The 26,073-nt window shown below is 72.6% G+C and carries 33 protein-coding genes and 1 pseudogene; 11 read left to right on the top strand and 23 right to left on the bottom strand.

What is annotated here, in order from left to right; all coding sequences use genetic code 11:
• Position 1 precedes the first annotated feature (1 nt).
• The 19 genes from ACN267_RS31260 to ACN267_RS31170 all read right to left on the bottom strand — a co-directional run bounded on the left by ACN267_RS31260 (position 2) and on the right by ACN267_RS31170 (position 12,033).
• Positions 2 to 346, bottom strand: coding sequence for a hypothetical protein (locus ACN267_RS31260; protein ID WP_421490265.1), 345 nt, complete (start codon positions 344 to 346; stop codon positions 2 to 4).
• 3 nt (positions 347 to 349) lie between these two features.
• Entirely contained in the window at positions 350 to 1,654 is a 1,305-nt protein-coding gene (locus tag ACN267_RS31255; RefSeq protein WP_421490264.1) for a hypothetical protein, read from the bottom strand.
• A gap of 10 nt (positions 1,655 to 1,664) precedes the next feature.
• Positions 1,665 to 2,501 carry a DNA adenine methylase gene (locus ACN267_RS31250; protein WP_421490263.1) on the bottom strand — a complete coding sequence of 279 codons (837 nt, stop codon included), beginning with the start codon at positions 2,499 to 2,501 and terminating at the stop codon, positions 1,665 to 1,667.
• A gap of 8 nt (positions 2,502 to 2,509) precedes the next feature.
• A complete protein-coding gene (locus ACN267_RS31245) occupies positions 2,510 to 2,893 on the bottom strand; it encodes a hypothetical protein (RefSeq protein WP_421490262.1) in 384 nt (127 codons plus the stop codon).
• An 11-nt stretch (positions 2,894 to 2,904) separates the two neighbouring features.
• Positions 2,905 to 3,498: a hypothetical protein gene (locus ACN267_RS31240; protein ID WP_421490261.1), complete on the bottom strand. Its 594-nt coding sequence runs from the start codon at positions 3,496 to 3,498 to the stop codon at positions 2,905 to 2,907.
• Between the two features lie 339 nt (positions 3,499 to 3,837).
• Complete coding sequence (locus tag ACN267_RS31235) at positions 3,838 to 5,160, bottom strand: AAA family ATPase (protein WP_421490260.1); 1,323 nt, start codon at positions 5,158 to 5,160, stop codon at positions 3,838 to 3,840.
• Complete coding sequence (locus tag ACN267_RS31230; RefSeq protein WP_421490259.1) at positions 5,157 to 5,513, bottom strand: hypothetical protein; 357 nt, start codon at positions 5,511 to 5,513, stop codon at positions 5,157 to 5,159. The genes ACN267_RS31235 and ACN267_RS31230 overlap by 4 nt, the downstream gene beginning before the upstream one ends.
• Positions 5,514 to 5,614: 101 nt before the next feature.
• Positions 5,615 to 6,514 (bottom strand): hypothetical protein, encoded by a 900-nt coding sequence (locus ACN267_RS31225; protein WP_421490258.1) that lies wholly within the window; start codon positions 6,512 to 6,514, stop codon positions 5,615 to 5,617.
• 3 nt (positions 6,515 to 6,517) lie between these two features.
• Positions 6,518 to 7,321, bottom strand: a complete 804-nt coding sequence (locus tag ACN267_RS31220; RefSeq protein ID WP_421490257.1) for a recombinase RecT — start codon at positions 7,319 to 7,321, stop codon at positions 6,518 to 6,520.
• Positions 7,318 to 8,286 carry a YqaJ viral recombinase family protein gene (locus ACN267_RS31215; RefSeq protein ID WP_421490256.1) on the bottom strand — a complete coding sequence of 323 codons (969 nt, stop codon included), beginning with the start codon at positions 8,284 to 8,286 and terminating at the stop codon, positions 7,318 to 7,320. Before ACN267_RS31215 ends, ACN267_RS31220 begins: the two co-directional genes overlap by 4 nt.
• Positions 8,283 to 8,561, bottom strand: a complete 279-nt coding sequence (locus ACN267_RS31210) for a hypothetical protein (protein WP_421490255.1) — start codon at positions 8,559 to 8,561, stop codon at positions 8,283 to 8,285. Before ACN267_RS31210 ends, ACN267_RS31215 begins: the two co-directional genes overlap by 4 nt.
• Positions 8,558 to 8,929 carry a hypothetical protein gene (locus tag ACN267_RS31205; RefSeq protein WP_421490254.1) on the bottom strand — a complete coding sequence of 124 codons (372 nt, stop codon included), beginning with the start codon at positions 8,927 to 8,929 and terminating at the stop codon, positions 8,558 to 8,560. The genes ACN267_RS31210 and ACN267_RS31205 overlap by 4 nt, the downstream gene beginning before the upstream one ends.
• Positions 8,926 to 9,657: a hypothetical protein gene (locus ACN267_RS31200; protein WP_421490253.1), complete on the bottom strand. Its 732-nt coding sequence runs from the start codon at positions 9,655 to 9,657 to the stop codon at positions 8,926 to 8,928. Before ACN267_RS31200 ends, ACN267_RS31205 begins: the two co-directional genes overlap by 4 nt.
• Entirely contained in the window at positions 9,654 to 9,983 is a 330-nt protein-coding gene (locus ACN267_RS31195) for a hypothetical protein (RefSeq protein ID WP_421490252.1), read from the bottom strand. The genes ACN267_RS31200 and ACN267_RS31195 overlap by 4 nt, the downstream gene beginning before the upstream one ends.
• A complete protein-coding gene (locus tag ACN267_RS31190) occupies positions 9,983 to 10,339 on the bottom strand; it encodes a DUF4326 domain-containing protein (protein WP_421490251.1) in 357 nt (118 codons plus the stop codon). Before ACN267_RS31190 ends, ACN267_RS31195 begins: the two co-directional genes overlap by 1 nt.
• The gene (locus tag ACN267_RS31185; protein WP_421490250.1) at positions 10,339 to 10,731 is read right to left on the bottom strand and encodes a hypothetical protein; all 393 of its coding nucleotides are present in this window, start codon (positions 10,729 to 10,731) and stop codon (positions 10,339 to 10,341) included. The genes ACN267_RS31190 and ACN267_RS31185 overlap by 1 nt, the downstream gene beginning before the upstream one ends.
• Positions 10,728 to 11,489, bottom strand: coding sequence for a hypothetical protein (locus tag ACN267_RS31180; RefSeq protein ID WP_421490249.1), 762 nt, complete (start codon positions 11,487 to 11,489; stop codon positions 10,728 to 10,730). The genes ACN267_RS31185 and ACN267_RS31180 overlap by 4 nt, the downstream gene beginning before the upstream one ends.
• 74 nt (positions 11,490 to 11,563) lie before the next feature.
• Positions 11,564 to 11,836, bottom strand: coding sequence for a hypothetical protein (locus ACN267_RS31175; RefSeq protein WP_421490248.1), 273 nt, complete (start codon positions 11,834 to 11,836; stop codon positions 11,564 to 11,566).
• Entirely contained in the window at positions 11,833 to 12,033 is a 201-nt protein-coding gene (locus tag ACN267_RS31170; RefSeq protein WP_421490247.1) for a helix-turn-helix domain-containing protein, read from the bottom strand. The genes ACN267_RS31175 and ACN267_RS31170 overlap by 4 nt, the downstream gene beginning before the upstream one ends.
• Before the next feature lie 171 nt (positions 12,034 to 12,204).
• Between ACN267_RS31170 and ACN267_RS31165 the strand changes: the two genes are divergently transcribed.
• Complete coding sequence (locus ACN267_RS31165) at positions 12,205 to 12,585, top strand: helix-turn-helix domain-containing protein (protein WP_421490246.1); 381 nt, start codon at positions 12,205 to 12,207, stop codon at positions 12,583 to 12,585.
• Here the strand turns inward: ACN267_RS31165 and ACN267_RS31160 are convergent.
• A complete protein-coding gene (locus ACN267_RS31160; RefSeq protein WP_421490245.1) occupies positions 12,582 to 13,955 on the bottom strand; it encodes a tyrosine-type recombinase/integrase in 1,374 nt (457 codons plus the stop codon). The two genes, ACN267_RS31165 and ACN267_RS31160, sit on opposite strands and share 4 nt — an antisense overlap.
• Before the next feature lie 318 nt (positions 13,956 to 14,273).
• Here ACN267_RS31160 and ACN267_RS31155 point away from each other — a divergent pair, with 318 nt between their 5' ends.
• Together ACN267_RS31155 and ACN267_RS31150 are read left to right on the top strand one after the other, a co-directional pair.
• Positions 14,274 to 15,992 (top strand): ArnT family glycosyltransferase, encoded by a 1,719-nt coding sequence (locus ACN267_RS31155; RefSeq protein WP_421490244.1) that lies wholly within the window; start codon positions 14,274 to 14,276, stop codon positions 15,990 to 15,992.
• Positions 15,993 to 16,142: 150 nt separating this feature from the next.
• Positions 16,143 to 17,564 carry a hypothetical protein gene (locus ACN267_RS31150; RefSeq protein WP_204958089.1) on the top strand — a complete coding sequence of 474 codons (1,422 nt, stop codon included), beginning with the start codon at positions 16,143 to 16,145 and terminating at the stop codon, positions 17,562 to 17,564.
• 103 nt (positions 17,565 to 17,667) lie between these two features.
• Here ACN267_RS31150 and ACN267_RS31145 read toward each other — a convergent pair whose 3' ends face one another.
• The gene (locus tag ACN267_RS31145) at positions 17,668 to 18,237 is read right to left on the bottom strand and encodes a TetR/AcrR family transcriptional regulator (RefSeq protein WP_281894851.1); all 570 of its coding nucleotides are present in this window, start codon (positions 18,235 to 18,237) and stop codon (positions 17,668 to 17,670) included.
• Positions 18,238 to 18,315: 78 nt separating this feature from the next.
• Here ACN267_RS31145 and ACN267_RS31140 point away from each other — a divergent pair, with 78 nt between their 5' ends.
• Positions 18,316 to 19,269 carry a ketopantoate reductase family protein gene (locus tag ACN267_RS31140; protein WP_421490243.1) on the top strand — a complete coding sequence of 318 codons (954 nt, stop codon included), beginning with the start codon at positions 18,316 to 18,318 and terminating at the stop codon, positions 19,267 to 19,269.
• A gap of 183 nt (positions 19,270 to 19,452) precedes the next feature.
• On the opposite strand, the pseudogene ACN267_RS31135 reads toward ACN267_RS31140, so the two are convergent.
• Both ACN267_RS31135 and ACN267_RS31130 read right to left on the bottom strand, forming a co-directional pair.
• A pseudogene (locus tag ACN267_RS31135) lies at positions 19,453 to 19,695 on the bottom strand (hypothetical protein); the annotation flags it as partial.
• Positions 19,696 to 19,703: 8 nt separating this feature from the next.
• On the bottom strand, positions 19,704 to 19,880 hold the full coding sequence (locus tag ACN267_RS31130; RefSeq protein ID WP_204958087.1) for a hypothetical protein: 177 nt from the start codon (positions 19,878 to 19,880) through the stop codon (positions 19,704 to 19,706).
• 298 nt (positions 19,881 to 20,178) lie between these two features.
• On the opposite strand from ACN267_RS31130, the gene ACN267_RS31125 reads away from it, so the two are divergent.
• From ACN267_RS31125 to ACN267_RS31095, 7 genes are all read left to right on the top strand, one after another.
• Positions 20,179 to 21,063 carry a helix-turn-helix domain-containing protein gene (locus ACN267_RS31125; protein WP_421490242.1) on the top strand — a complete coding sequence of 295 codons (885 nt, stop codon included), beginning with the start codon at positions 20,179 to 20,181 and terminating at the stop codon, positions 21,061 to 21,063.
• Positions 21,060 to 21,257, top strand: coding sequence for a DUF397 domain-containing protein (locus ACN267_RS31120; RefSeq protein ID WP_421490241.1), 198 nt, complete (start codon positions 21,060 to 21,062; stop codon positions 21,255 to 21,257). Before ACN267_RS31125 ends, ACN267_RS31120 begins: the two co-directional genes overlap by 4 nt.
• A 102-nt stretch (positions 21,258 to 21,359) precedes the next feature.
• Positions 21,360 to 21,899, top strand: a complete 540-nt coding sequence (locus tag ACN267_RS31115) for a DUF4240 domain-containing protein (protein WP_204958084.1) — start codon at positions 21,360 to 21,362, stop codon at positions 21,897 to 21,899.
• Entirely contained in the window at positions 21,896 to 22,744 is an 849-nt protein-coding gene (locus tag ACN267_RS31110; RefSeq protein ID WP_421490240.1) for an alpha/beta fold hydrolase, read from the top strand. The genes ACN267_RS31115 and ACN267_RS31110 overlap by 4 nt, the downstream gene beginning before the upstream one ends.
• Positions 22,745 to 22,899: 155 nt before the next feature.
• The gene (locus ACN267_RS31105) at positions 22,900 to 24,093 is read left to right on the top strand and encodes a sensor histidine kinase (RefSeq protein WP_421490239.1); all 1,194 of its coding nucleotides are present in this window, start codon (positions 22,900 to 22,902) and stop codon (positions 24,091 to 24,093) included.
• On the top strand, positions 24,083 to 25,351 hold the full coding sequence (locus ACN267_RS31100; RefSeq protein WP_421490238.1) for a hypothetical protein: 1,269 nt from the start codon (positions 24,083 to 24,085) through the stop codon (positions 25,349 to 25,351). Before ACN267_RS31105 ends, ACN267_RS31100 begins: the two co-directional genes overlap by 11 nt.
• Complete coding sequence (locus ACN267_RS31095) at positions 25,321 to 26,037, top strand: response regulator (RefSeq protein WP_281894835.1); 717 nt, start codon at positions 25,321 to 25,323, stop codon at positions 26,035 to 26,037. The genes ACN267_RS31100 and ACN267_RS31095 overlap by 31 nt, the downstream gene beginning before the upstream one ends.
• The last annotated feature ends 36 nt before the right edge of the window (positions 26,038 to 26,073 follow it).

The following is a 26,073-nucleotide window of genomic DNA, read 5'->3' as shown; positions in this document are numbered from 1 at the left end:
GTCATGCGGGCGCCCGCTGGGCGAGTTCGGCGGTCAGGTATTCGACGTCGAGGCGGGCGGCGGCGAGGTCCATGCGCAGCTCGTCGAGTTCGGCCAGCCGGGTTCGGGTGTTGGCGAGTTCGGTGCGGGTGGCCGCGTGGGCGGCCTGCTCGGCGGCGAGCGCGGTCTCCAGGCGGTCGCGGTCGGCGTGGGCGGCGGCGAGGTCGACGTACGCGCCGGCCAGCTCGCGGTGGGCGGCGTCGAGGGGGTCGGGGGTCTGGTAGGTGGTGCAGCCGCAGTCGGGCCCGGTGCAGGCGTTAAGGCCGAGTTGGTGGCTAAAGCGGGTGTGGCCGCAGGTGCAGTTCACCGGTCAGCCCTCCCGCGTGGCGCGGATGCCGTCGAGGACCGCGGTCACGGTGGGCCGGTGGGCGTCGAGGTCGGCGGGGTCCGGCTCGTCCAGGCCGCCGGTCTGGTCCTCGGTGGAGCACGTCCAGCAACGGGCGTCCTCGCCCGGGGGCAGGGTGCGCGGGTAGGTGGAGCCGCAATCGGGGCAACGTCCGCCGGGGCCGGCGAGGCCGGCGTCGATGATGGCGCGGACGGCGATCGCGGCGGCGCGGACTGCGGGGTGGACGAACGGGGGGGCTTGCAGTGCCTCGCGGACCACGTCGACCGCCCGCCGCTCCCAGTCGGCGGGGCGGATCGGCTCCGGCGCGGCGGCGTACCCGGCGTCACCGGCGGCGATCACCGCCCGGCGGATCTCGGTCATCAGCGGCCAGATGCCCACCGGCACGGGCACACCGAGCCGGTCGAGCCAGGCGCGGACGTCCCGGTCGATGACGGGGATGCCGGCGGCGGCGATCCATCCGGTGGCCTGGGCGACCCGATCCGGCGAACCCTGCACGCGGGCCGGGCCGGAACCGGGGGACGGCGCGGGCACCGCCGGCTGGCTGTCTCCCGCGTCGGGTCCGTAGGTGTCGATGAGGCATTGGCGGCATTCGTCGAGGCTGACGTCGTGTTCGCATCGGCCGACCTCGTCGTCCTCGTCGTCCTGCCCGTCGAGCCAGATGAGCATGGCGGTCTGGGTGGGCCCGTACTGGCGGTCGAGGGTGTCGCGGGTGCGGCGGCCGAAGGGGTGCCGGTGGTAGGTGACGCCGTCGGGGGCGGGTCGCCAGATGCGGTCGCGATTGTCGACGAGGACGCTCTCGGCGTGCTCCAGGGCATCGGCGAGGCGCTCACAGTCGTCCCGCTCGGCCGTGCCGTCGTTCAGGGCCACCTCGGGCCGGGTGTCGTAGCCGGCAAGGGCCCGGTCGATGCGCTCCTGGGCGTCGCGCACGACGGCGATGACCTCACCGGCGGCACCCAGCTCGGCGGCGTGCTCGCGGATGACTCCGGCGCGGAAGTTGTCGCTGTCGCGGGAGTGCTTCAGTTCATCGAGGGCATCGGCCAGCGCCGTCCGGGCCTCGCTGATCTGCCGGACGGCCTCCACGGCGGCGGACGACGGCGCGCTGTAGCTGGGTCCGACGGCGACCTGGAGGTCGTGGAGGACGTCGGTCAGTTCGGCGCGGGCCTGGCCGAGTTCGGTGCGGAGCAGGTCGCGGTCCCGGGTGACCTGGGCGAGTTGGCCGGCGGTGGACAGCTCGGTGGTGCGCAGCGGGATGCGGTCGGTGTCGGGCATGGGGCCTCCATCAGGCGGTCGGGATGTCGAAGGCGTCAGCGGCGAGCAGGGCGGGCTGGTGGCCGAGGGGCCGGTTGGACCACAGGACCTCGGTGCGATTGGCCCAGGTGCCGCCCTGGCCGGTGCTGGCGGCGATGGTGTGGCGGTCCCAGCCGGCGTACAGCTCCCGGTCGTAGAGGTCGCTGGCGTAGCCGGAGAGGACGACGGCGGCCTTGCATGCGTGGAGGGCGTCGGCCAGGTCGCGGTGGTCGACTTCGCGCTTCATCTCGTGCACGTAGCCGCCGCCGGTGCGGGTGGTGCCCAGGTACGGCGGGTCGACGTAGAGGAGCACCTCGGGGTAGGCGCCGAACTTGGCGATCAGGTCGAGGGCGGGCGTGGATTCCAGGGACACCTCACGGAGGCGTTCGGCGGCGGGGCCGATCCGGCCGACGTAGCCGGAGAGGTAGCGGGGCATGCCGGCGGGCGATCCGACGGGGTTGACGAAGTGCCGCCAGCCGGTGCGGGTGCGGATTCCGGCTCGCCCCTGGGTGAGCTGCACCCAGACGCGGCGGGCCCGCTCCAGGTCGGTGTCGGCCGGCTCGTAGGCGGCATGGTGCTCGGCGCGGCTGTGCGGGGTGAGGGCGCACACCCGGGCGAGGTCGTCGGGCTGGTCGCGGAGGACCCGCCAGAACGTCATGAGGTCGCCGTCGAGGTCGTTGACGGTCTCATGCCGGCTGGGGGCCTTGGCGAGGAGGACGGCGAGACTGCCACCGTAGGGCTCGACGTAGTGGTCGTGGTCGGGCAGGAGCGCGGCGATGGTGGGGCCGGTGGTGATCTTCCCGCCGAAGTACGGGATGGGCGGCTTCACGGTGCTCCTCAGACGGTCGCGGGCTGGAGGGCGGGGTGGATGTCGGCTCCGTCGAGCCAGGCGGCCGGGTCGCCGACGAGGGCGTCGACGTCGGTGACCCAGCGGGCGGCGGGGGCGTATCGCTCGGCGTAGGTCATCTCGGCGCGGGTGGCCTGGCCGGGCTGGCCGTCGGGGATGACGGCGATCACCAGGTGGCTGGCGTCGATGGCGGCGCGGTGCCGGTCGGCGAGCTGCCGGGTCTGCTCGTCGGTGGGCGTGGGCTCTCCGGGCAAGTGGGGCACGGGGGCGTGGACGAGGTGCCCGGCGAGGGCCAGGGCGCGGTGCACGCGGACGAGGTCGTGGGCGGCGCGGCGGGTGCTGCCGCAGAGGGTGATGGTGAGGCGTCGTCGCATCGGGATGCTCCTCAGGTGATGTCGTGGTCGGGGAGGTGGACGGTGGTGGTGTCGGCGCGGCTGGTCCGGTACGGGACGGCGGTCAGGTCACCCGGCTGGCAGGCGTCCAGGTCGTAGTCGCCCGGGTAGGTGTCGGCGTCCAGGTCGTCGGGCTCGGGGTCGCCGTAGCCGGCGGCGCGGAGCAGGTTGACGGCGTCGGCGAGGAGCATCCGGACGGGCCACCCGGTGCAGCCGCGGATGTCGGCCGGCGCCTGGATGGCGAGGGTGGTGAGTTGCGCGGCGGTCATCCACGCCCACCAGCGGCCGGCATTGGCGGGGCCGACTCCGGCGCGTTGGACGACGAGGACGCCGTGCTGGGCGCGGGCGTTGAACGTTTCGGCGTCGAGTTCGGCCATCCAGCGGTTGATGGTGAGGTCGGACGCCTGCCGGGCTGCGTCGCCTCCCTTGATCTCCCAGCACACCGACGGGGTGCCGGTGATGTCTCCGGCGTCAGCGGCACCCCGGAGGCTGCGGCGTTCGGCGGTGGGCCAGCCGTTGGCGACGAGGTAGCGGACGACGGCGGTTTCGGCGGCGGTGCCGATGTCGCGGGGGCGGCGGGGGGTCATGGGGTCTCCCGGGGGCGGTAGGCGGGCTTCTGCTGGGCGAGGCGGCCGAGGACGGCGCGACGCCGGGCGGTGAGGTCGTCGTCGGCGGGTTCGGGGGTGGGGTTGTTGTTGATCTCCCCCCTCTCGGAGTCACGTTCCGCCCTCCCTAAAGAGAGGGCGGAAAACGTGACTTTCCGAGGGAGGGGTGGCGTGACTTTCTCTTCCGCGTCGCGTGACTTTGTGACCTGCGGAAACGCAGCGGGGGTATCGACGCGTGACTTTCTCCGTGACTTTCGGTCAGACATCGACGCGTGACTTTCTCCGTGACTTTCTTCGACACTCTCCGTACGCGGAACTTCGCTACTGGTATCGGTCATCGGGGGCCTCCTCATCGCCCGTCCACGACGCCGGAGCCGCCGCGAACCACCGGTCCCCGTGACCCCGGCCGCCCTGGCCATCCGTCGCCGCCCGCTCGGTCAGCAGGCCCTGGCGGACCAGGTCCCGCAGCTTCCGGCGGGCCTTCTCCACCTGCGCCCGGGTCGGCTTCTCCGCCGAGAACATGCAGCCGGCGGCCTCCTGCACCGAGACGCCCGTCGAAGCACACCGGCGGGCGAGCGCCACCACATCGGTGTCCTCGTCCTGGTAGACCTCGGACAGGCCGGTCACCCGGTTGTGCAGCACCTTGAGCGGGCCCACTTCGTTCATGGGCTGCTTGAGGTGCACGAGGTCGACGACCGGGTCACCGGGCTCGCCCCACAGCAGCACCACCGACCCGGCGCCGGACGTCAGCCAGGTCGATCCGTAGATGCCGTTGATGTTGTTGGGCTTCCCGCCGTCCGCCCCGTTCTTCACCGTGTGGTGCAGCTCCACGAGCTGCACCCCCTCGGCGAGGGCGAGTTGCCGGGCCCGGTTGTAGCCAGCACCGACCTCGTCCTTCGACAGGCCGACCGCGGCGTCCTTGAGGCTGTCGACGAACACCACGTCCGCTTCGTGCTGCTCGGCCAGGCGCAGCAGGCCGGCCGGGTCGGCGGCGAAGTCCGTCGGCGGCGGACCGGACCAGAAGCGGAGGATCTCCGCCAGGTAGCCCCGACCAATCTCGTCCTCGGCGTCGGCGAACATGCGCGCCAGGTTGCGGCGGGCCTGCTCCGGCCGGTCCATGGCCAGGTACAGCACGCGCCGTTGGCACGGTTCCACCGGGAAGCCGAGGACGTCACCGGGAAGCCCCACCGTCGCCCGGAGGAGCTGTCCGGCGACGGTGGTTTTCCCCACGCCCTGCGGGCCGGCGATCATCAGGGCCTCACCGCGCGCCCAGAGAATGTCCTCGCCCTTGCCCCACAGGGCCGGCGGTGTCGGCGGGATGTCGAGCAGGAAGACCGCGCCGTCCTGGACGCGGGCCTCGTCCCGGGCCTGGGCCTTGGCGAGGGCGGCCTGCTCCTGCTCCCACAGCGCCTGTGCGGCGTGGCGGGCCTTGATACGGACCAGCTCCCGCGCGGTCTCCTCGGCGAGGTAGCCGGCCTGCCGCTCGGCGCGCTGGCGCTCCATCGCGGCCTGGACGGCAGCGCGGGCCTCGGCGGTCTGGCGGTCGTGGGCGGCGTGCTCTTCCGGGTGCCGGTCCGGGTCGAACGGGTTCGGCTCCGGCGGTGCCTCCACGTCCATGCCCTCCCACAGGCTGATGTCGGTCACGCCGCGACCTCGAGGTGCCGGACCGGCTGCCCGGTCTCCCAATCCACCGGGCCGCCGGGGTGCACCCGGTAGGTGCGGCCCTCGCGGGCGGCGACGGCGCGGGCGACGTGGTCCATCTCGGCCATCTCTTCGGCGACCCGCTGCTCGTAGGTCTGGCGGGTCCACCCGGAGTCGACGCTGGCGCAGTGGATGCGGGCGACGTCGGCGAGGTGGGTGGCGGTGCGGCCGGAGTCGTAGGCGAGGCGCATCAGGTAGGCGACCTGCTCGCGGGTGTACGTCTCGCGGGTGGGGTCCTGCAGGGCCGCGGCGGCGGCGAGGACGCCACCGGCGGTCGGGGTGGTGCTGTGGCTCATCAGGTCCCCCTGGTTGTGCGTGTCCTGGTCGTGTGGGTGGCGCCCTGCCGCGACGTGAGCGCGGGTGTCCCGGCCGGTTCCGGTGTCAGGGCGGGCCGTCATCAGGCGGCCTGGGTTGCGGTGATGCGGGCGACGATGCGGCGGTAGGTGACGCTGCTCAGCCGCAACGCGACGGAGATGGCGTGGCCGCTCATCCCCCGGGCGAGGCCGATCCGGAACGCTTCGTCGCGTTCGGCGTCGGTGAGTCGCACCCGCTCGCCGGCGAGGGCCCGCTCGACGGCGACCGGGTCGATGAGGCCGGGGCGTTCGTCGCCGAGGTCCGGGCTGGCCGCCGGGTCGTCGATGGTGTCGTCGTCCCAGGCCAGCGGAGGCACCCAGCCGTGGCGCTGCGCCCACCGCTTGGTGCGGGTGGCGCTGACGCCCGGCGGGGCCGGCGTGGTGGACAGCTCGTCGTACAGGGCTTTGACCGCTTCGGCGGTGCGGAGCTGCACGGCGGGGATGGTGAGGACGTGGCAGTGGTTGCGGCAGGTGCGTCCGATCCGCCTGGCCTGTTCGGACACGGACCAGCCGATGGCAGCCAGGGCTTGGGTGCGGCGGCGGGTGCCGGTGGCGTCGACGGTCTGCCCGGGAGCAAGGTTGTCGGGGTTGGCGGTGACGGCGAGCAGGGCGTCGGCGGTTTCGCGGCGGACCCTCTTGCAGGGGGGCCGGTTGGTGCTGCCGTAGAGGAGGCGGCTGACTGCGCCGTGGCTGATTCCGGCGAGTTCGGCGACGCGCATCCATCCGATGCCGGCGGTGCCGAGGTTGCGGACGTGCTGGCGGATGGGTTCGGCGTCGACCATGGGCTGCCACTGGCCGTAGGCGAGGAGGCGGGCGCGGCGGTTCTGGTAGTCGGTGCTGGCTTGGGTGCAGCCGACGCACCGGCAGCGGTGGACCTTGTAGCCGGCGAGGCCGGTGGTGGGTGCGGTACACCCGGCCGGGCGGGTGAGGGTCGGGGCGGTCATCGGTCAGCCCTGCCGGCCCGGGTTGAGCACCTCGCCGGTCAGCACTTCGCTGCGGACGGGAGCGGTGGCCGGCGGCTGCGGGGCGGGCGGGGCGCTGGTGGGCTTGCCAGCGATGCGGGCAGCCTCACCGGCGGCGCGGGCGTGGTCGGTGAGGTACTCGTTGCTGGTCGGCACCCACTTCGCCAGCTCGTGCACGGCGGTCTTCAACCACATGGAGCGGGGCCACTTGTTCCACGGCGAGTCGTCCTTGTGGCTGCCGTGCGCTGCGGCCTTGTGCTCGTTGACCTCCTCCTCGCCCATCTCGACGACGCGGGACAGGGCGCCGCCGCGCATGACGGCGTAGGCGTACACGCCGACCATCCGGCCCCGGGAGGACTTGCCGGCGAACCGGTCCCGCTTGTGCTGCGGGATCTGCATGGTGGTCTCGTCGAACTCGTACGAGTCCTTCTCGTAGACGATCTCCGCCTTGACGGAGACGACGGCGCCGGCGCGGTACATGCGCTCGATCTCGCCCTTGTAGTCCTCGATGCCGGTGACCTTGTTGCCGAATGGCACGAAGTGGTAGGTGTCGCCGGGTCGGTGGCCCAACTCGGCGCACTCGAAAACAGCGGCGATGAAGCTGCCGGGGTTGCTGGCGGCGGCGCGGGCGAGCTGGTCGTTGCCGCGCAGCAGGCCGATCATGGTGCGGTACAGCTTGTCGGGGTTGACGTGGGAAGGGGCGACCATGGCGAGGTCGTCGCGGTACTGCTCGACGAGGGCGGCGGGGCCCTGCTCGCGCTGGGCGACGGCGTTGCTGACGGTGCTCACTGGGACTCCTTGCAGGGGGTGAGCTTGCTGACGGTGGAAGTGACCGCGTATGCGGCGTGGAGGTCGGGGTGGTCGGCCTTGAGCCGCCGGGTGTCCAGGCGGGTCTGGTCGTAGACGGACCGCTGGGCGACCTTCCGGCCGCCGCAGACCGCGGTCCGGGCGTCGCCGAGTAGGCCCCGGATGTGGTTCTCGACTTCGGCGAGCGCCGTCTTGGCGTCGTCGAGGAGTGCCCGGCGGGTGGCGTACTGGTCGGCCAGGTGCTGCGGGATGGTGACGACGTCGTCGACGACGGTGGGGTGCAGTTGCTTGAGGGTCGCGGTCGTGGCGGCGGTCCCGTCGAGGTCGGGCGGGTTGTCGTTGGCGAGCCGCTGCATGAAGTCGATGCCGGCGAAGATGATCGTCTGTGCGTCGGTGGCGTCCCAGTCGACGACGTACTCGCGGTAGGAGTTGCCGCCAGCGAGGACGGGCAGCCAGCAGCGGCGGGCCCCGTAGACGGTCATCTCCTGCTGCACCTGGGCGGCGTAGTAGGCGGGGATCTGGTCGGTGCCGGGGGTGCCCCAGCCGTCCCACGAGCGGGTGGTCTTGATCTGGGCGAGCTCGTCGCAGCCCGGCTGGGCGTTCTCCAGGATCAGGTCGGGGGTGGCGAGCATCCACCGGTGCACGGGGTGCCGGTAGAGGCCGCCGGGGACGGCGATGAACTCGGGGTGCTGCTCGCGGAATTTCGCGGCGATGGTGCCCTCGTGGCGCAGGCCCCACTCCATGGCCTCGTTCATCTCGGTGGTGGTGTGGAGCTTCTTGCGCCAGTAGAGGGAGAACGGCGAGTCGTAGGGGCTGAGGCCGAGGACGGCGGCGATCTCGGACGCGCCGATGCCGGCTTCGCGGGCGGCGAGCCAGCGGTCGCGGTTGCTGCGGATCTGGTCGTGGGTGAGGACCAGTTCCGGCTCGTACAGCTCGGTGGTGGTCACCGTCGTCCTCCCTGGATGAGTCGCAGTTGCTGTCCGCCGGGTTCGCACCCGGGGTGCCGGTCGAACACGCCCGTCGTCCCGTCGTGGCCGAGCTGGGCGGCGGGGTCGAGCAGGCCGCCGCACACCGGGCAGAGGGCGTTCGGCGGCTGCTCCCCGACCGGCCGGCACGTGCCGCAGGCGGCGCCGGTGAGGTAGGGGCGGACCCCGGTGGTGGACCGGCACTGCTGGCCGGCCCGCCACTGGGTGCACTCCGTGGAGAGCAGCGGGGTCGTCACGCCTGCACCGCTCCCGGGTCGTTGGGGCTGGTCAGTGCGGCCCGCAGGTCGGCGAGCACCTGACCGGTGCCGGCCGGTCCGGGCCACTCCGGCGGGGCGGCCTGGTCGCGGACGGCGGTGGTGTCCATGCGCCCGGTCAGCTCGTCGACGGGCGCGGGCAGCCACCGGTCGGCCCAGTGGGTGGGGGCGAGGGCGACCCGGTCAGCGGGGTGCAGCGGGTTGTGGTCCGGGGTGACCTCGCGGACGGTGCCGGCGCGGTGCCGTCCGGCGGGCCGGGCTGGCTGGCCGGTGAGCCAGGCGGTGATGCGGGTGCGCAGCGTCGGGCGGGTGGGCCAGGCGGTGACGGGGCTCGGGTCGACGGCGGTCACCGGGCCACCGCCGGGTCGTAGTGCCGGTTCACCTGGCCGGCCTTGACGGCGGCGCGGGTGGCGGCGGTGATGACGCCCCAGACCGAGCGGTCGCCCTTGCCGATCACCTTCTCGGCGGGGATGGGTAGCTCGGGGACCTGGCAGCAGTAGCAGCCCCGCCCCAGCCACTTCTCGGTATCGGCCAGGGTGTACTGGCCGGCGTCGGCGGGGTTGCTGCGGTAGCCGCTGCCGTTCGCGCCCCACCACACCTTGTGGTGGTGGGACCAGATCAGGTACTGCTGCTCCGTCGGGGTCGCCGCCTCGGCGCGGGCGTTGGTGAGGGCGAGGTCCATCACCCGGTACTGCTCCACCGCCTGGTGCAGGGTGACGAGCGCCGAGGCGTGCTCGGGGGCGCTGCTGTCGGTTTCCACCAGCTCGGCCCACGCCTGGACGGCGGCGATGACGGGCTGCTGGGCGAAGACCTGCTCGCGGAGCCGGTCCACCTCGGCCTGGAGTCGGTCCACCTCGACGCGCTGGGCATCCAGCTCGGTGTCCTTCGTGCCGTCGGGCCAGAGCAGGTCGATGCCGGCCGACCGGACCAGGGTGAGCACCTCGGCGGGGAGGCTGTCGGGGTAGGTGAGCACGTCGTACGCCTGGCCGATGTGGGTCAGGACGTCGAGGGTGTCGAGGTCGCGCGCCGCGTGGGTCATCAGGTCGGCGGCGATGGTGCGCGGGTCCAGGGTGGTCATCGGGGCATCTCCCGGTCGGTCGTGGGTAGGGCGTGGATGTCGGCGGCCGTGGACCACCACGAGGGGTCCAGGGCGTTGGGGGTGAGGGGGGCCTGCGCGGTGAGCTGCCGGCGCAGCACGGCCGCCTCGTGGCGGGCGGTGGTCAGTTCGGCGTGCAGCACCCGCACGGCGTGGCGGGCAGTGTGGGCGGCGGTGACGGCCTCGTCACGGCGGGCCTCGGCGGTGTCAGCGGCCAGCCGGTTCGCGCGGGCCACCAGGGCGAACGCGCCGGCCACGATCGCCAAGACCACGACGAGCACGGCCAGAACGGCGGCGAGCAGGGCCATCAGGCACCGCCGCCGTTTGCGATCTCCAGCAGGACATCGGCGTGGCAGGGTTGGTCGAGCCGGCACCAGCACGCCAAGTCCTTGCCGACCAGATCGCCCCGCTTGAGCGCGGCCTTGATCTTGGCGTGGGCGTCGACCAGTTCCTTGTCCCAGAAGAGGGGGTGCAGCTCGTCCATGGCCAGCCAGGCGCGGAACTCGGCGACCACCTCGGCGGGGGTGAAGAGGCATCGAATGGTGGGGCCGCAGAAGTCCTGCCCGATGCGGAACGGGTTGCCGTAGACGGTGGGGCGGCCGACGTACACCGCCCCGTCGGGCATCCGCCAGCCGGCGGCGCGCTTGCGCTGGATTCGCCGCATCACGCCACCGCCCGCAGGTGCCGGGCCGGCTCGTACTGGGCCAGGTCCGCCCGCTGCTCGGCCGTCATGCCGGCGATGAGCTCGGCGATGCGGGCCTGCGCGACGGCGGCCTGCGTGCGGAGGCTGACCACCAGGGCGACCGGGTCGGCGTCGAGGCCGAGGTCGGCCAGGGTGGGCGGGGTGTAGCCGTCCAACGCCGGGTCGGTCGCGGTCGGGAACGGGTCGCCGTCGTCGGCGAGGGTGAACGGCTCCGGGGTAGGGGTGCTCGCCGCCACGGTGAGCGGCCAGCCGGGGGCGACGTCCGGGCCGGGCCGACCCTCCGTGCCCGGGATCGGGCCCAGCGGCGGCACCGGCGGCAGGTCCGGCAGCGGGGTCGGGTCCGGGGCGGTCACCGGGTGCCGCCCTGCTGCGCCTCCAGCTCGGCCACCCGCGCCCGGAGCCGCTCCAGCTCGCCGCGCGGGTCCCGGTTGGTCTGCGCCGTGACGGCCAGCTCCTCGTACTGGTCCCCGAGGCGCACGGGGTGGTCGACGTGCGGGATGCCGTTGTTGTCGACCTGGACCGCGCTGCCCAGGTAGGCGGCCCACCGGTCCAGGTCGGCCCGGCTGTCGAGCACGCCGACGCCAAGTCCGTTGTTGCGCCCGACCGGCAGGTCCAGGCGGACGAGGTCGTCGGCGATGCGGTGGAGCTCGGCGGCGAGCCGGTCGCGGACGGTCAGGGCGGTGTCGGCCGTCCCCCCGGTGACCGCCGCGTACGCGGCGACCAACCGGGAGTGCGCCTCGCCCTGGACGCGGTCGACGTCGACGCCGGTGCCGTCGTACTCCAGGTGCCCGGCGTCGATGACCGCGCGAACCGCGGCGAGCAGGCGGTCGGTCGGCTGCGGGTCGGCGGTCGGCTGGCCGACACCGGGGCCGGTGATGGTGCCGCGCTCGAAGACGTCGCCGTCGGCGGACACGGCCACCGTGCCGGCCTTCAGGTCGACCGTCGCCTCGAAGACGTGCCCGGCGTCGATGAGCCCGACGGAGAGGAACACCTGGCGGAGCCGCTCGGTGAGGGCGTCGCCCGTCTCGTCGACGGGGACAGCGATCGGGTCGACTTCGGCCATCGGGTCGAAGGTGATCGTGCGGTGGTCGGGTAGGGTCTGGGACTGCATCGGGACTCCTTGCTGATGGGTTGATGTCCTGGTGGAGCCCTCGCGCCGTGCCAGCGGCCGGGGGCTCGTTCGTGTCAGGCGGCGGGCCGGCGGCGGGTGCCGGAACGGGCCAGCCGCTCGCGGGTCTCGTCGAGCGCCTTCTCGCGGTCGCTCTTCACCGCCACCGGGGCGACCTCGTACGTCTTGAGCAGGTCGGCGAGCTGCTCGGCGGTGACGTACCGCTCCTTGCCGATCCGGATGTGCGCGAACTGGCGGGCCCGAGCCCGGTCGGCAATGCGCCGGGGCGGAATCCGCAGCAGCCGCGCGACGTCGGCAAGCGGGGTGAGCTGGGGCAGGGCGTGGGTCATCGCGTCCTCTCTTTCGCGGTGACGGTGTGGTCGGCGATGAACGCCTCGTAGCTGCTGGAGGGAATCCGCACGGCCCCGTTCCGGCCGTCCGCCTTCGTGGCCCTGAGGGCGCCCGACTTGATGTAGCGGCCGACACTCCAGCGGGACACCCGGAGGAGCGCGGCGACCTCATCGACGGTCAGGTGCTGCTCTTCCACTCCGACCCCTCCATGCTGCTCAGTGTTGCTGCGCCTTGTGCGTTCATCACGCTAGCCGACTGAGCATCACGAAGCAACACGCAACACCATCGGGCACGTGGTGCCACATCATGGGGCAACTTGCGGGACGCTGCTATGTCCGGAACGTGCTTCCGTGCTACAACCTGCTACATGACTGAGCGGTCCAAACGTGGTCCAGCGTTCGCCTTTTGGCGACGGATGCGGGCTGAACAGGCAGCCCGCGACTGGACAGATTCCGAACTGCACCGCCAGTCAGGGGTGTCACGCAACACGATCAAGGACCTCGGCATCCGCACACGCGTCGAGGCCGCCACGATCTCCGCGCTCGCCGACGCACTCGGCATCCCCCGCCGCGAGGCGTACGAGCTGGCCGGGATCGTCCCGCCAGAGGACGACCCGCAGCCGATCGACACCGTCGCGGTCGACGCCCGGCTGGCGATCCTCCACGATCCGATCTACAGCGATGAGCAGCGCGAGGCGATGCTCACGCTGCACGACCTGTTCGCCAACACCAACCGGGACAAGGGCTAACCCTTCTTCCGCGCGCCCTTCTTCCGGCCGCTCTTCGCGCTCTTGCGGGCGTCGGCGATCGCGTCGACGGCCGACTCCTCCAGGTCCGGCATCAGGTCGCCGTAGATGTCCGACGTGGTCGCCAGGGTCGCGTGCCCGAGCCGGCGCGAAATCATCAGCGGCGTCATCCTCGGGTCGCTGAACAGCCAGGCGGCGCAGGTGTGCCGGAGGTCGTGCCAGCTGGCCGGCTGGTCGATGACGAGCACGTCGGGGCATCCGCAGGTCGACACAGCATCGAGGGCTGGCCCGTAGTGGCTGACACAGCGGTTGGTGCCCGGCCGGACACGGGCACCACACAGCTTGCCGTTGTCCCGGGTGCCGCCGTAGTCCCGGCAGCGGCCGGTCGCGTCGGGCATCTGCTCGCCGCGGTTCGCCGGCGGATGGGTCTCGCACCGGCGGGCCCGGCGCAGAGCCGGGCGCCACACGTCGTTGTACATGTCGGAGTAGTCCAGCTCCCGGCCATCGGGGCGGCGGAAGATCAGGGTGTCGTCCGACTGCCCATCGACGAGCGCCAGCAGGGCGTCGTAGAGGTCCTTGCCGATCGGCAGGGAGCGCTTCGCGCGGCCCTTGGTGGTGCCGAGGTATCGCTGCCCGCCCTCGCCGCGCTTCCACGCCCGCCACACCCGCACCCGGGCGGACGCGCCCCTCTTCGGCGGGACGAGATGCATCTTGGCCAGCGCGGTGACCTCGCCCCACCGGACGCCGGTCTCCACCAGGGCGTCGAGCAGCACGCGCCACGCCTCGGGGAAGGCTTCACGCAGCTGCTCGAACTGCACGGGCGTGAGGTAGACCGCCCGGTGCTCACCGGTGTCGTCGTCGGCGACCTGGTCGCGCTTGACGTCACTCCCCCGGCACGGGTTGACGGGGATGATGCCCTGATCGGCGGCGGCCTTCAGCGGGGCGAACAGGGCCGAGTAGTAGCGGGTCACGGTTTTCGGAGAGCCCATGACGGCGCGCATATCGTTGACCCAGGTCCCCACGGCGATCGAGGTGATATCGCCGATCGGTACGTCACCGAAAGCGGGGAAGATCCGATCCCGGAACTGCTGCCGGTACCGGGCTCGCATCCCCGGCGTAATCCGGGTCTTCGAGGCGAGCCACTTCTCTGCCCATTCGCGGTACGTCGGGGTGGTCGGTGCGACTGGGGGCTCGGGGGCGAGAACCCCCATGTCGATGTAGACCTGCTCGGCGGTGCGGTTGCCCCGGTAGCCCTCGACGATCTGCTTCGCGTCGGCAGCCAGCTCCGGGGAGGACCAGGTCGTCCGCTGCTTCTGGCCCTGGTGTCGCCAGACCACCCGCCAGGACGGACCATGCTGCTCGATGCTCGCCACGCGCCGAGGGTAGTGTCCCCATGGGGACAACGGCCACGGCTGAGCAGGGAAACGCCGGTGACCGTTCGTGTTGAACGCACACGGCTTCCGAGGTAGATCGGCTGAGCCGCAGGTCAGGGCAGGGTTTCGAGTCGACTTCTAATCCCAAGGCCGCAGGTTCGAATCCTGCCGGGCGCACAGGTACTTTCCCCTTCTGACCAGCTCGCGTGACGCCGTCCGTGCGGCTGCCCCGCAGCGATCCGTACCCGTCGTGCGCTGTGGCAGAATCGCCCGGGTGCCGCCCAACGGGCATGTGGACGCCGTCCGGAAAGGGGGGCCGTGGCAAAGCTGGTGGAAAGGAACAGCCCCGACGGGCGGGTGGGAAACGCGGGAGAGACGGCAGCGGGCTCCACTGCCGGGCTTGGTCTGCCGAAGTCACTTGCGTGCCGCGCGGCAGCAGTCGTCGGCCTTGCGGGCGTCCTCTACCGGGCGATTCTGATAGCTGTGGACGTTCCACCGGCCAACAGCGACGAGGGTACCGCCGGCCTGGCCGCTCTGCACATCGGAGAGGGCCGGGAGTGGCCGACCTTCTTCTACGGCCAGGACTACATGGGCACCTTCTATTCCTATCTTGCGGCCCCGTTGGTGCAGGTGTTCGGCACCCACTGGTGGGCCCTCCGGCTGCCGGCACTCGTCTTGTACGCCGTCTTCCTCGTCCTCGTCTTCCGGTTGACGCGTACCCTTTATTCTTCCTGGTTCGCGGTATTCGTCACGGGAGTCATGGCGTTCGGGTCCGACCGGGTGGTCAAGGATCAGATCATCGGGGCGGGCGGCTATTCCGACGTAGCCACCGCCGTTGCCGGTCTCATGCTGGCATCCGCACTGCTGGTCCTGCGGCCGGCGAAGCGGCGGACGACGCTCGTCGTATGGGGGTTGCTGGCCGGCTACATCGTCTGGACCCACTGGCTCGCCCTGCCGTACGTTGCCGCCGCCGTCCTGCTCGTGGCATGGGTGGGGCGAGCAGGGATGACGATCCGTGGGGTGGCCCTGGCGGTCTGCGGGTTTCTCCTCGGCGCAGCGCCGCTGATCGTGTTCAATCTTCGTCTCGACCGTCCCAACTCGTTTTCGGTGTTGCTGTCCCTGAGCGGCGCCACCGAGCCGGCCGCCTGGTCGGACAGGTTGCACGGCGCGGTCATCGTCGGCCTACCGCTCAGTTCCGGGTTGTGTGCGCCGAGCCGCTGTGCCACCTGGCAACTGTGGTGGGGACCGACCTATCTTGTCCTGCTGGTCGCGGCAACGGCCATCGCGGTCGCCGCATTACGTCGCGCCGACGACGGTGAATATCGCGTGCATGCCAGCCGGCTGGCGCTCATCGCCGGTGCCGCGATGACCCTCGCCGCGTATGTCGCCAGTTCCTCGTCGGCGATGACGCCCGTGGAGAGCGCCCGCTATCTCCATTACGGGATGGTGTCGCTGCCAGCTGTTCTCTGGCCGCTGTGGGTGGGTGCGACCGCCCTGGTCGGCAGGGTCGGGTCCAGCGTCTCCGCCGACGATGGCGGAATCCGGCGACGGGTGACCGGTCGGAGCCGCAGCCGCGCATTCCTGGCCGCCGGTTGTGTCACGTTGGCCGGTGTGCTTTTCGCGGGCCTGTCGATCGCCACCGGGCAGCTGATCGTCCACCGGTCCCGGTACGCCGGGCAGGCCGACAATGAGCAGCAGCTTGTGGACAGTCTGCGGACGACCGGAGTCGGCCACGTCTATTCCGGGTACTGGACGTGCAACCGGCTCGCCTACCGTAGTCGGGAGCAGGTGCGGTGCGCCGTCCTCGACGATGACCTGTCGCCTGGTCTCGATCGCTATCGGCCGTACCGGGACCAGGTCCGCGCTTCCGCCCGGGTGGCCTACGTCCTTCCCGCTTCGAGCGCGATGTCGGACACCTTCGCCCGGTCCGCCCCCACGCTCGGCGTCGATGTGGTTTCCCGCTACGAGGTCGGCGGCTACCAGGTGTATGTCTGCCACACCCGGCGACCCCCTGCACCAGTGGTGACCGATCGGTGACTGCACGTCACCGATCGACAGGCAAGCGCATACCCAGGACCTGGGAATGACCTTGTTCACCATCCATCCACATTGATGTATGTCACGCAGCTCGTTTGGATGGACACGCACCGTCAACCGGCGGTGCCCGCCACCAATCGAGGAGCATCCTTGCCCCGGTCCCCGTTCCGGACCCGACGGCCGCGTACCCTCGCCGCCGTCACCGCCGCCACCCTGGCCACCGCCCTCGCGGTGCTCTCCGCCCCGACACCCGCCCTGGCCTGGGGGCCCGGCACCGAGCCGGCCCAACCGTACGCGCAGCCGAGCATGCCCACCGTGCCCAAGCGCGGCTGCCAGTCCACCGTCGCCAATCCGGCGGCACCGACCGGCGCGACCCCCGCCGTCCAGGTGATCTACGCGTGGCACGACGGCGTCGGCAACAACTACGAGGCCAACGTCGAGTACATCGCCAAGGTGGTGGACCGGATCGACTGGGCGCTCGACGAGTCGACCAACTACGACCAGCACTACAACTTCAGCTGCCGTACGGGCTACGACACCAGCACGTACGCCGGCTACGCCCGCGCCCTGGTCGTGCCCGAGAAGATCGACGCCGGGGCGAACCCGAACACCCCCGCCAGCACGGTCCGCAGCGACCTGATCTCCGCCGGATACCAGGACAGCAACCGGATCTACCTGGTCTTCACCGACTTCGCGTCGAACTCCGACGCCTACCAGTGCCCGACCGGCGGCAACTCCAGCGGCGTGCACTGTTCGGCGGTGACCGAGTCGTGGACCACCGGGGTCGCCGGGCACGAGCTGCTGCACGTGCTCGGTGCCGGGCACGCCTGGATGGCCGAGACGGGGGCCTCCTACGTCCCCGACATCATGTACGGCTGGTGGGACAACTGGAACACCGATCCGGGGTTCCGCAGCTACTACGACCCGAGTGAGCTGTCGGCCAGCTTCTACATCGACCCGAGCCCGTCGACGGCGAAGGTGAACGTGGCGAACCACCCGATGCTGACCGCCCCGGTCTGCTGCGACGTGGGCGCGAACAACGACCTGCTCACCGCCGAGCAGCGGACGGTCGAGGCGGCCACCCCGGGCAGCAGCACGTCGACGTTCACCACGTCGGGCGGCTGGCACCAGGTGACGCCCGCCTGCGGCATCTCGACGAACTCCTGCACCTACTTCGACGGTCGCCGGTCGGTCCAGCTCAACACCTACACCGGGCCGTCCAACACGTCGTCGATCTCGCTGACGAACCGGGCGACGGTCACCGCCGGCCGGACGTACAAGCTGTTCACCCGGTTGCGCAGCGGCACGGCGGTGAACACCCAACTCCAGCTCGCCTGGTACAACTCGGCCGGCACCCTGTTGTCGACCAGCACCGGAGCGACCGACACGCTCGCCAGCAACTGGCTGGAGTACCGGACGACCGCCACCGCCCCGGCGAACGCGGCCAGCGTGCGGATCACCGTGAACGTGCCGCCGCAGTCCACCACCGGCAACCAGGCCATCAACCTGGACAGCCTCCAGCTCAACGACTGTACGGCGAACACCGGCGGCACCTGCCGCTACGACACCTGAGCCACCGGCGGGGTACGGGCGGCCACGAGCCACCCGTACCCCGCCCCGGCCTCCTGTGCGGCCCGCGTTCCCCCGCCACCGGCGGTGGGGGCGCGGGCCGCGCTCATCGTGCCGGTCGGCGCAGGCCGTCGAGGACGAGGGTGATCACCCCGTCCGCGTCGGGCCGGTAGGCCGGGTGGCCGTACGCCGCGCAGATGCCCTGGATCGCCATCATGACCGCGCCGGCCCCCACGTCGTCGCGGATCTTCCCGGCCCGGACGGCGGCGGCCAGCAGGTCGGTGACGGCCCGGCCGAGGGCCTCGGCGCCCTCGGCGAGCGTGCCCGAGTGGGCAGCCATCAGCGTGGACAGGGTGCGGGCGAGGCCCTCGTGGGCGTGCAGGTGCGCCACCACACCCCGCAGGAAGGACTCCAGCGCTTCGTCGGCGGGCAGGGTGGCCTGCGCCTCGCGGGCCCGTTCGCACATCGCGTCGAGTTCTTCCCGGTAGACCGCCTCGGCCAGGGCTTCCCGGGTGGGGAAGTGCCGGTAGAGCGTGCCGGTGCCGACGCCGGCCAGCGTGGCGAAGTCGTCGAAGCGCAGGTCGTAGCGGCCCTCGGCGAACAGTTCGCGGGCCTTGGCGATCAGGGCGTCGCGGTTGCGGCGGGCGTCGGCGCGCAGCGGCTTGGCGTCGGTCATGTGGGGGCCTCGCGTTGACAAGTGGAGACTGTCTCCATATTTTGGAAGTGGAGATGGTCTCCGATTATAGCTCCCGAGGTGCTTGTGAAGATCCTGATGTTCGGTCGTGGCGTGATCAGCGCGACGTACGGGTGGGCCCTGGAACGGGCCGGGCACCACGTGGAGTTCTACGTCCGCCCGGGGCGGGCGGCGGCGTACGGGGAGGCGATCGACCTCGACCTGCTCGACGCGCGGCGGCGACCCTGGGGCCGGCGGGTCGCCGAGACGTGGCCGGTGCGCTACCGCGAGACGCTGGAGCCCGACCACGACTTCGACCTGATCGTGCTGAGCGTGCAGCACTACAACTTCGCCGAGGCGGCGGCCTTCCTCGGGCCCCGGGCGGGCGCGGCCACGGTCCTCGTCTTCAACAACCTGTGGGTGGAGCCGCTGACCGCGACCGCGCACCTGCCCGCCGACCAGGTCGCCTGGGGCTTCCCCGGGGCCGGCGGCGGTTTCGGCGACGACGGCGTGCTGCGCGCGTCCCTGCTGCCCGTGGTCTTCCTCGGCACGCTCGACCGGCCGCCGACCGAGCGCGAGCGGGCCGTGCGCCAGGTGTTCCGGGCGGCCGGGTTCCGGGTCCGGGAGAACGCCGACTTCCGTGGCTGGCTGTCGGTCCACTTCGCCCAGAACGCCGGCCTGCACACCCAGAGCCTGCGGCGGGGCACCCTGTCCGCCCTGACCACCGGTGACCTCCGCGAGGCGATCCTCGCCACCCGCGAGCTGCTGCCGCTGGTCGAGGCGCGCGGCGTCGACCTGCGGCGGCACCGCGCCGAGCTGTTCCCCTTCACCGCACCCGTCTGGCTGGCGGCACCGGCGATGTCCCTGCTGCTCAACCGCTTCCCGCCGATGCGCCGGGTGACGGCAGCGCACGCCAACCCCGAGGAGCTGCGCGCGGTCTGCCGCGACACCCTGGCCGAGGCCCGCCGGCTGGGCGTGCGGGTGCCCCGGCTGGAGGCCGCCGAGCCCTACTTCGCCGCCACCACGACCCCCTGACTCCCGTCACCCGCCACCGGCCGCACCCCGGCCACCCGGCGGCCGACGCCCGGCCGACGCACCGGCCGCACTCCGTCCACCACCCGTCGACCGGCGCTCGCGCGACGCACCTGCCGCACCCCGCTCACCGTCCGCCGGCGGCATCCCCGCCGGCCGGGGCCCCTGCCGCATGTTCGGCGTCACCCCCGCCCGACTCGGCGTGCGCGGCACCGGCGCGGGCCGCACCATCACCAACCCCGCCGGCCGTACGAAGATCGAGCGCCGGGCCACCGCGTCTCCCCTCGCGTCGAGCTGGTAGACGTCGAGCCAGCACCACCCGTCGTAGGTGATCCAGTCGAGCACCCGGATCACCCGGCACCTGATCGGTCTGACGAACTGCACACTGGCCGCCCGGCCCACGTCCACCAGGTCACCCGCCTTCGGCAGCGGCGCGTTCACCGCCACCCCCAGACGTGCCGGAACCTGCGCCACTGCCTGATCCGGTGCCGGGCGGCCTCCGCCACCGGGCAGAACCCGGCCTCGGCGCACCTCACGCACCGCCGGTGTCGGTGCTGGTCCAGGCAGTCCCAGGCCAGCCGGACCAGCAGCGGCACCTCGCGGCGGGCGGTCACGACGCCACCCCGGGCCGGGCGTCGCGCTCGTCGCTGACCCACATCGGATGTCCTTTCCGGAAATAGCGCCGCCCCGCCCGCGCGCTATTCGCTACGAGCGGGACAGCGGGCTATTGTCGACGCCATTTCTGACGCCCCGGATCACCGTCCGGCGATTCACACCCTGCGACACGACCGACACCTTGCGCAACAACTCCCCTCCCCCCTAATCTCGGGTCGAATTGACGCACGAGGGACGGAGGACAGAAATGGCACAGGGGAAACAATTGTCGTTGCACCAGGGGTGCGGTGATGTTGCATGACGGAGGAAACAAGCGGTTCCACCGTCCCCCGGCGACAGCTCGGCCGGCTGCTCACCCAGCTCCGCGAGGACGCCTCCGTCTCGCTGGACCGCGCGGCCGAGGGGCTGGACTGCTCCCGGCAGAAGGTGTGGCGCATCGAGAAGGGCCTGGTGCCGGTGCGGGTGGTGGACGCCCGCGCCATGTGCGCGATGTACCGGGTGCCCGAGGAGATGACGTCCATCGTCACCGGGCTCGCCCGGGAGACCCGCGCCAAGGGCTGGTGGCATTCCTACGGCGACGTGGTCCCGTCCTGGTTCTCGCTCTACGTCGGCCTGGAATCGTCGGCGTCGACGTTGCGTCAATACGATGCGGAACTGATCCCGGGCCTGCTCCAGACCCGCGAGTACGCGGCGGAATTGTTTCTCCGCAAGAATCCCACCATGAGCCCGGCGGAGCGCGAGAAGCTCGTCGAGGTCCGCATGCAGCGCCAGCACGTGCTGACCCGCCGGCTGCCCAGCGCGCCCACCCTCAGGGTGGTGCTGAGCGAGGCGGTGCTGCGGCGCACCCTGCCCGACCGGCGGGCGATGGCCGGGCAGCTGCGGCACCTGCGCGACCTGGCCACCCTGCCCAACGTGAGCCTGCGCGTCCTGCCGTTCACCGCCGGCCCGCCGCTGGCCAGCGAGACGGGCACCTTCGTCCTGTTGGACTTCCCGCAGGCGTTCGGGCGGGCATCGACGGAGCCGACTACCGTCTACCTGGAGAACATCACCGGCGCGCTCTATCTGGACAAGCCGGCGGAGGTCGCCGCCTACGACCGCGTCTGGGCCGACCTGGAGACGCTCGCGGCGGACGAGGCGGCAACCGAGAAGCTGATCACTGCGATCATCGAGGAGTGGGCATGACTGACCTGGCCGGGGCCGTCTGGCGCAAGAGCACCCGCAGCGGCGGGAGCGGCGGAAACTGCGTCGAGGTGGCCGACAACCTGCCCGGCCCGATCGGCGTACGGGACAGCAAGGACCAGTCCGGCCCGGCGTTACGGTTCGCCCCGGCCGCCTGGTCCACCTTCGTCCGCGCGGTACCCCGCCGGCCCCGTTGAACCCCGTCGGGGTCGCCCGCCCGGGTGGGCGGCCCCGACGTCCCACGTCGGCGGCACGGCGTCGCCCGGAGAACGTCGGGGCGTCCCGCTACGGTGCTGCCCATGAGCGACACGGAAACCGCGAACCGCCTGCCCACGGCCGAGGAGGAAGCCCGGTTCTGGGCCCTGGTGGAGGCCGCCTGGGAGCGACTCGGCCCTAAGCCGGCCGCGCTGCGCCGGGCGCTGCTCACCCGCGACCGGGCCGCCTCCGACGACGACGCGTACGCGTTCGACGGCTGGCGGGACGCCTTCCTCGACCAGTTGGGCCAGCTCTGCGCCGACCTGTCCAGCCCCGAGCTGACCGCCCTCGACCGGGTCGTCGAACGCAAGCTGTACGACATCGACCGCGCCGACGTGCACGCGGTGGTCGACGGCTCCGACGACGGTTTCCTCTACGCCCGGGGTCACGTGGTGGCGCTGGGTCGGGAGTTCTACGCCGCGGTCCGGGCCGACCCGACCCGGGCGGTGCCCGACGCCCACCTCCAGGGCATCTGCTACTTCTTCGCCCACCTGCACGACAAGCGGTTCGGCGACTGGCCCCGCACCGGCTCCGGCATCTCCCGCGAGTCGTTCAGCAACCCGGCGGGCTGGGTCGGCCAGTGAGCCGCCCGGCCGTGCCGAGCGAGCGCGACGTGCCGCTGCCGGACGGCGGCACCCTGCACGTCTACGACACCGGCGACGACGGCACCGGCCGGTTGCCGGTGGTCTGGCACCACGGCACCCCCAACATCGGTGCCCCGCCGGCCCCGCTGTTCGCCACGGCCGACCGGCTCGGCCTGCGCTGGGTGTCCTACGACCGCCCCGGCTACGGCGGTTCCACCCGACGCCCCGGCCGGGACGTTGCCTCGGCCGCCGCCGACGTCGCCCGGCTCGCCGACGCGCTGGGCCTGGACCGGTACGCCACCGTGGGCCACTCCGGCGGTGCACCGCACGCGCTGGCCAGCGGCGCGGTGCACCCCGACCGGGTGGTCGCCGTCGTCGCCGTCGCCGGCCTCGCCCCCTACGACGCGGCCGGGCTCGACTGGTTCGCCGGGATGACGCCGTCCGGGCAGGAGTCGCTGCGGGCCGCCACGCGGGGCCGGGCGGTCAAGGAGCGGCACGCGGCGTCCGACACCGACTACGACCCGGAGTTCACCCCGGCCGACCTGGCCACCCTGGCCGGGCCGTGGGCCTGGCTCGACGAGGTGGTGGGTCCGGCGGTGCGGGGCGGCCCGGACGGCCTGGTCGACGACGACCTCGCCTACGTCACCCCGTGGGGTTTCGACCCGGCCCGGGTGACCGTCCCGGTGCTGCTGCTGCACGGCGGGCGCGACCGGGTGGTGCCCGCCAGCCACAGCCGCTGGTTGGCCGGGGTCTGCCCGGCGGCCGAGCTGCGGATCACCGACGACGACGGGCACCTGTCGGTGCTCGGCGGCGCACCTGCCGCCCTGGAGTGGCTCCGCCGCTGATCGACGCCGGATGCTGCCCGACACGTTCACCGAACGCAACGCGACACGCCGCACACCAAAGGTGAACAGTTAGGGCAGCTCATGTTATTCTCCGGCTTCGATGCACCGCCGAGCAGACCCGGACGGGTCACCGCCCGAAGGACGCACTCCCCCCGATGTCGGCCCTACCCGCTCCGACCTCGTCACCGTCGTTACTGGAGCGGCCGGCCGGTGGCGCGCTCCAGCTCATCTTCACCACCCTGCCGGCACTGCTGCGGCTGACCTGCGGGCTGTTCGGTGCGGTGACCGCGCTCGCGGTGCGTACCCCACCGGTGCGGGTGCCGCTGCTGCTGGCCGCCGTGGCCGCGCTCACCTGCTGGTCACTGTGGTATGCGACGCGGGCCCTGCGGGTCGGCATCGGCCCGGGGCTCGTCGCCGGGGACGTCACGGTCACCGTCGCGGCGAGCCTGCTGGCCCCGCTGCTGGTCGCCCCGGAGGTGCTGCCCGGCGAGGGTAGCTGGCTCGCCGTGCTGGCCAGCACCACCGTGATCAACGCGCAGGCCACCGCACCGGCCCGCTGGTCGGTGCCGGCGGGCCTGCTGGTCACCGCCGGCTACGCCGTCGGCACCTCGGCCGCCGGCAACACCGTCGAGGCCGGCGCGCACGCGGCGACCCTGCTCATGCAGACGGCCTGCGCGGCGATGATGGCGGCGGTGATGCGCCGCTGGATCGGCCGGGCCGACACCTCCTTCGCCGACTTCCAGCGCCTGCGCCGGGACGTGGTGCTGGCCCGCACGGCCCGCGAGGTCGAGCGGCGGCAGAACCGGGACCTGCACGACACGGTCCTGTCCACGCTCACCATGGTCGGTCTGGGCGCCCTGCCGGCTGGCTCGGCGGCGTTGCGCGACCGGGCCGCCGCCGACCTGCGTACCCTGGTCGGCCTCGCGCACGCCCGGTCCACCCCGGCGGGCGAACCGGGCGACACCGGCCCGGTCGACGTAGACGCCGGCCTGCGCACGCTGCTCGCCACCCACCCGCAGTTGCGGGTGACGGCCACGTTGCCGCCCTGCGCGGCACCGGCGGGGGTGACCGCCGCCCTGGTCGACGCCACCGCCGCCGCGCTGGCCAACGTGGCCCGGCACGCGCCGGACGCCGCCGTGACCCTGCGGCTGGGCCGCAGTCACGGCGGCATCGTGGTCGAGGTGGTCGACGACGGTCCCGGTTTCGACCCGGCCACCATCCCCCTGCACCGGTACGGGGTACGCGAGTCGATCCGGGGCCGGATGGCCGAGGTCGGTGGCCGGGCGGTGGTGACTTCCGCCCCTGGCATGGGCACCCGGATCAGGCTGGAGTGGCCGCATGTCGACTGACCTCAACGCGACCGGTCTCGGCGCGACCGGTCTCGGCGCGACCGGTCTCGGCGCGACCGGTCTCGATGCGACCGGTCTCGATGCGACCGCGTCGGCCCGCGTACCCCGGCCGGCGCAGCGGGCTGCGGACCCGGTGGCGGCCGACGGCCCGGCGGTGGACGTGGGCCGGGCCTCGGACCGGGGGGCCCGGATCGCGGCGGTGGCCATCGCCCTGGTGTGGCACCTGGCGATCGGGTTGCCGGCGGTGTTCGGCGCCTGGTCGACGCTGGCGACCCCCACGGTGGTCGCCGCGGGCTGGCTGGCCGCCTGCGCCCTCGGCGGGTACGCCGCACACCGGCTGCTGCACGGCCTGCTGCCTCCGGCGCTGCCGCTGGCGGCGGCCCTGCTGACGGTCGACGCGGCGGTCTTCGCGGCGGCCGGCCGGGAGCAGCTCTTCGCCGCTGCGAACTGGGCGTGGACGGGGCTGGCCTGGTTCTTCGTGGTGGTGCTCTGGGGTCGCCCGATCCGCTGGATGATCGTCCTGTTGGCCGGGCACGCGGTGATCGCGCTCGCCGCGCTGGTCGGTGACGGGGCGACCGCCCCCGCCGACCTGACCCGCTTCGCGATGTACGTCTACGGCACCTCGTCGCTGCCGGTGGCGGTCTTCACCGGTGCGGCGGTGATCGCCACCCTCGCCCGGGAACGCGCCGACACCGCCACGGCGACCCTCGCCGTCCGCGCCGAACGGGACGCTGCTGAACGGGCCTGGGCGGACCGGCGGGCCCGGCTGGCGCTGGTCGGCGGGGCCGCCGAGCAGGTGTTGGCGGAATTGGCCGACGGTCGCGCCGACCCGGGCGACCCGTTCGTGCAACGGCGGTGCGTACTCGCCGCGACCCGGCTGCGGCGGCTGATCGCCGAGTCCGACGACGTGCCGGACCCGCTGCTGCACGAGTTGCGGGCCGCCGCCGACCTGGCCGAACGCAACGGGTTGCCGATCGAGCTGATCGCCATCGGCACCCCGCCGCCGCTGCCGGTGGAGATCCGTCGACGGCTCGCCGATCCGCTGGCCGCCGCCCTGGCCGATGCCACCGGTTGGGCACGGCTGACCGTGGTGGCCGGCCCCGACGAGGTGGCGGTCAGTCTGGTCACCCCGGACGGCCAGGGCCCGGGGGCGGCGGATCCGCCGACCTCCCGGGCCGGCGACGACGACCAGGTGGAACACGTACATGAGGGGGACGGGGAGATCAGGTGGACGCAGACCCGATGGCGCAGGCCATGAGCGGGGAGCGCCCGGTCGGTGTGTCGATCGTCGACGACCATCCGGTGGTGATCGACGGTGTGCGGGCCTGGCTGTCCACCGAGCCCCGGCTGCGGGTGCTCGCCACCGGCGACGACCCGGACCTGGTGCTGCGGGCCGCCCCGGAGGCCGACGTGATCCTGCTGGATCTGCGGCTACGCGGGAAGATGGTGCTGGACAAGCTGGCCGAGCTGAGCGCCGACGGCCGGCGGGTGGTGGTCTACTCCGAGCACACCGACCCGGCGACCATGCTCGCCGCGCTCGACGCCGGGGCGACCGCGTTCCTGGCCAAGCACGAGGGGCGGGAACACTGCGTGGCCACGGTGCTGGCCGCCGCCAGCGACCGCCCCTACGTGCCGCCGGCCCTGGCCGGGGCGATGGTGGGCGATCCACGCCCGGACCGTCCGGCCCTGTCGGACAAGGAACGGGAAGCGCTGCTGCTGTGGTTCCAGTCGATGTCGAAGGCGTCGGTGGCCCGCCGGATGCAGATCAGCGAGCACACCGTCAAACAATATGTGGACCGGGCCCGGATCAAGTACACCCGGGCGGGTAGGCCGGCCGCCACGAAGGCGGCGTTACTGGCCCGGGCGATCGAGGACGGTCTCATCCGGCCGGAGGAGATCGGCATCTACCGGTCACAGGCGTCGTACGACCGGCCGACCCCCTAACGGGTGTCATGACAGCCCGTCACGCCTCGGCGAGGC

Origin of the sequence: Micromonospora sp. WMMD734 (assembly GCF_049178975.1) — a bacterium.
Lineage (GTDB): Bacteria > Actinomycetota > Actinomycetes > Mycobacteriales > Micromonosporaceae > Micromonospora > Micromonospora wenchangensis.
This window is presented reverse-complemented; position numbering and strand designations above follow the sequence as displayed.